At 42.1% G+C, this 3,809-nt stretch carries 5 protein-coding genes; all 5 read right to left on the bottom strand.

Going from position 1 to position 3,809, the window contains the following annotated elements; all coding sequences use genetic code 11:
- Positions 1–298 precede the first annotated feature (298 nt).
- Positions 299–604 (bottom strand): hypothetical protein, encoded by a 306-nt coding sequence (locus F6K22_RS35065; RefSeq protein ID WP_293109097.1) that lies wholly within the window; start codon positions 602–604, stop codon positions 299–301.
- 86 nt (positions 605–690) lie between these two features.
- Positions 691–1,170: a hypothetical protein gene (locus F6K22_RS35060; protein WP_293109094.1), complete on the bottom strand. Its 480-nt coding sequence runs from the start codon at positions 1,168–1,170 to the stop codon at positions 691–693.
- 248 nt (positions 1,171–1,418) lie between these two features.
- Entirely contained in the window at positions 1,419–2,843 is a 1,425-nt protein-coding gene (locus F6K22_RS35055; protein WP_293109092.1) for a hypothetical protein, read from the bottom strand.
- Between the two features lie 151 nt (positions 2,844–2,994).
- A complete protein-coding gene (locus F6K22_RS35050) occupies positions 2,995–3,423 on the bottom strand; it encodes a transposase (RefSeq protein ID WP_293109089.1) in 429 nt (142 codons plus the stop codon).
- Between the two features lie 6 nt (positions 3,424–3,429).
- A complete protein-coding gene (locus F6K22_RS42700; protein WP_375340228.1) occupies positions 3,430–3,570 on the bottom strand; it encodes a hypothetical protein in 141 nt (46 codons plus the stop codon).
- Between the last annotated feature and the right edge of the window lie 239 nt (positions 3,571–3,809).

Genomic DNA, 3,809 nt, shown 5'->3' with positions numbered 1-3,809 from the left:
TTTGCAGCAGTACCGGAGGAAAGACGACTTAATTCATAAAGTTTAATGGCAGCAATTAGCAATGTAGGGACGTTGCATGCAACGTCCCTACGGGATTGAGGAAAGATTCTTTATGACAGCTATTTAATGAGACATGATATAAGTTCTTCAGGGGTTAATTTTAAGGCTAAGGCTGTTTCTTCTGGTATATTAATAGTTAGTTGATACATAGGTAGAATCTATAATGGATAATTGATAATTGATAATGAAACTGACAACTAATAGCTGATAACTGATAACTGATAACTGATAACTGAAATCACCGCCACCACCGGGAAACGTCTTGAATAGCAATGACTGTCTTTTTGATTGCTTCTTCACCTCCTAAAGCAAAGATGACGGGAGTTAATGCTGTTATGTCTGAGAGTAAGTCGGGGCGAGTGCGAAGGGATAGGGTGTGAAGGGTATTTTGCCAGAGGGGGTAAAGTTGAGTTGTTCGGATTTGCGAGAGTTTATCAGCCAGAGCTACGAGAACTTGGGCGCGATATTCCTCAAACTGAATCTGTTGAGCAGCAACCAGTGCTTCTGGTAATAATTCTGACGATTTCCCACAAACAAACAGCACAAAGCATACTGAAGTTATTGTCAGTTGAGCCGCTCTGAGCGAATAAATATTTTTTTGTGACGAACGAGGGTGTTTTTGAAACCAGACTATATGTAAAGTTTTTTGCTGGGTTGCCTTGCAGTAGCTGGATTAAGATTAAATTCAGTATCTATAAATTGCACTGGATAGTAAGTATTAATCCACAGATGAGCGCCACAAGGTGCTGGTTCGTAAGGCTGATAGACAATGTAGCAAGGACCTGAAATATATAATTCATAACCATAATCGTTGCGCTTGCCGTGCTTGAGTGACACTACAGGTTCCAATTCCTCTGGAGGCTTACCTATATTGCCTTTAATGTTGTGTTGATTAACGTGAATCATTTGAGGTACGCTGGTTTCTTGCTTGTGCCAGATACCTTTCGGACCGCGCCGAGCAGGAGTGATTACGGGCATACCGCTCGAAGATACTGGAATTTCCCAGAATCTCCCATTTTTTTTGGCTCCTTTGACTCTTCCTTGAGCGAGTAAAACTAATAAACGTTGACGGGAGATACCTAATAATAAAGATGCTTTTTTAGTACCCATGATTTTTTTATCAACTGTTGGACAATAGTTAGTTTAGGTAAAATATAATAACAATAACGAAGGTTACCTAAAAACAAATATAAACACTCATTATTGGTTTTGTCAACAAGAGAGTTTGCTGAAAAAGTATGAGTGGTTAGGGTAGGAGTTAACTGAGATGGCCCAAACCTGAATCGAGAGGTTTCAAATCTCAACTTCCTTAAAAGATGCGCTTAGGGGTTCTACAATTTCCATTTTTCCCTATTCCTTTAACTGATAACTGACATCACCGCTTCTGGCGATCTATTAGCTAAAGCTGTGAGAATTAGGGCGCGATCTCTATGAGTATCAATTTGTCGAGCAGCATCCAGAGCTTCTGGTAATAATTCTGGTGTTAATTTATCAACCAAGGCGCTGAGAGCTTGGGCACGATGAGACTTCTTCTGAATCTGTCGAGTGGCAGCCAGTGCTTCTGGTAATAATTCTGGTGTCAATTTATCAGCTAAGGTACTGAAAATTTCGATACGATTAGACTCATGCTTAATCTGTTGAACAACAGCCAGTACTTCTGAAAGCGCCTGTTTTTTTAAATTTTCTGGCAAATAATCAACTAATTTTGTCAGAGATTCTACTTTATCTTCTAGACGAGGTTTTTGTAATGCGTAGGCTAACCCTTGCCCTGGAGTCCAGAAGTCATGTTTAACCAAAGCCACTAACAAATCTGCTGGTAACTTCGCTGCCAAACTATTAATAGAAGCAGTTATCAAAGCATAACGACACTGTAACCCAACAACTTGAGGCAACCTATGTTCATCCCAGTCAACCTCTGCTAATTCCCAAGCACGAGCCACATTATTAATAAAAATCCCCATTCGCCCCAAACGATCGCACGTTTCATACCAACCATTAGTTCCATTTTTCGACTCCTCCGCTAATAAACCATGAATCTCCTCTATCTTCCCGGCTTTTTCAAAATGCCAGACTAGATGCTGATGAATATAACCATCATTAGGTAAAGTATGCCAAAGATGATTATCAGTTAACCTCCTGTATTTCTCCAAAAATATTCCGTGAGTCTTAGCTAGACCAATACCCAAGCCCGACAGATCGCCCCTACGCCTTGGCTTTGGAGGTGCACTCAACAAATGCCGAGCGATATCGTGAAACAAGTCATGTAAACGATAAGTAGACTTACCATCAGGTAAAGCCACACCATCTAACAACAACGCCTTCCTCCGCAAATCCTTCAACTTATCCCTCGCATCCCTCTCATCATTCATACCCCAGAGGACAGCCGCCATCCCTGGAGTAATATTCACATCATCCGGCAATATTCCCAACCAAATAAAACCCTCCCGCGTTTCCTTTTCTAGTAGCTTAACACTTAAATTCAAGGAAGCTCTCAAACTGAACCTTTTTAAATCAGCCTCATCAGTAACATCCCTCGCACTTGGTCTATCCAACGTTTTTAACCGAGCAATCTCTCGTTGAATATTCTCTAACAGCACTGCCCAAGATTTACCACCTGCAACTTGAGCCGCTGCTAACTCCAAAGCTAAAGGCAAATATCCCAGTTCCTTAACCAAAGCCTCCGCCTGTTTTACTTCCTCTCCCGTAATTTCACGCCCTAACTTTTGACTGAGAAGTTGCATTGACTCGGATAAAGTCATCACATCCAAACGGCTTTGTTGCATGAAAGTGGCGATCGCAAATTACTCCCACAAGAGGGGAGACTAAATGTCTAGTTGATAACTTTCGGGTTTACCATTCTGTATCATGCGCTTAAGCATAGCGCATTGAATGAATAACTCCACTGCTTGGTTGTCAAACAATCGTCTCCTCAACTTACCCCCGAATAAAGCTTTGAGTCTGAACATTGTAGTTTCTGACGTGAGAACGCCTGTGGTAGCCACTTTCATGCTTCCACTCCTTTCGCCCACAGATGCGAATGCGTCTGAGATTTTCGATGGGGAGTACCTCTACAGTTGCCATGTTGCCATGTTGCACTGCATTTTTGCGTGGCGCAATGGTGATTTTAGCTCCTTTGTGACTCGCTTTTTCATAGCACTTGCACTTATCATATGCTCCATCACCAGACACTTGTGCTATTTCACCTTCTACTCCATCAAGCAAGTCAGGGAATACTTGGTCATCACTAACATCGTTGGTTGTTACTACAGCCGCGACTATTTCTCCTGTCGCTTCATTTACCCCTAGATGTAGTTGACGCCATCTCCTACGTTGACGCGACAACCGTGAATTCTGGTCTTCCATTCCCCTTCACCATATACTTTGACCCCTGTAGAATCCACTACGCGCGTGAATCCCTTCTACCTTTGGCATCACGCTGTAAGTAATGTTTAGCTTCGCGATCCTACGAGATACAGTGCTATGGTCTGGTACAGGTAAGTCTAGTTCCATCAAACTAAATATAGATTCGACAAAACATAAGTGTCTGTCCCCTCACGGGGTGACAAGGTAGCTGAAAGCTATATATAGAGGTGGACTTATCAAATAAGCTGAAGAATAGTTCAACTAAAATCCCACTATTATTGAGAATAGATGGGGGTGTGGTGCGTTCGCGGAGCGTTGCGGAGCGCAGTATCGCGCCACACAGTAGCTTGATTATTTATTCAAATAACTGGCAAAACAGTTAAAAA

Source organism: Okeania sp. SIO2F4 (genome assembly GCF_010672385.1).
Taxonomy (GTDB): Bacteria; Cyanobacteriota; Cyanobacteriia; order Cyanobacteriales; family Microcoleaceae; genus Trichodesmium.
This window is presented reverse-complemented; position numbering and strand designations above follow the sequence as displayed.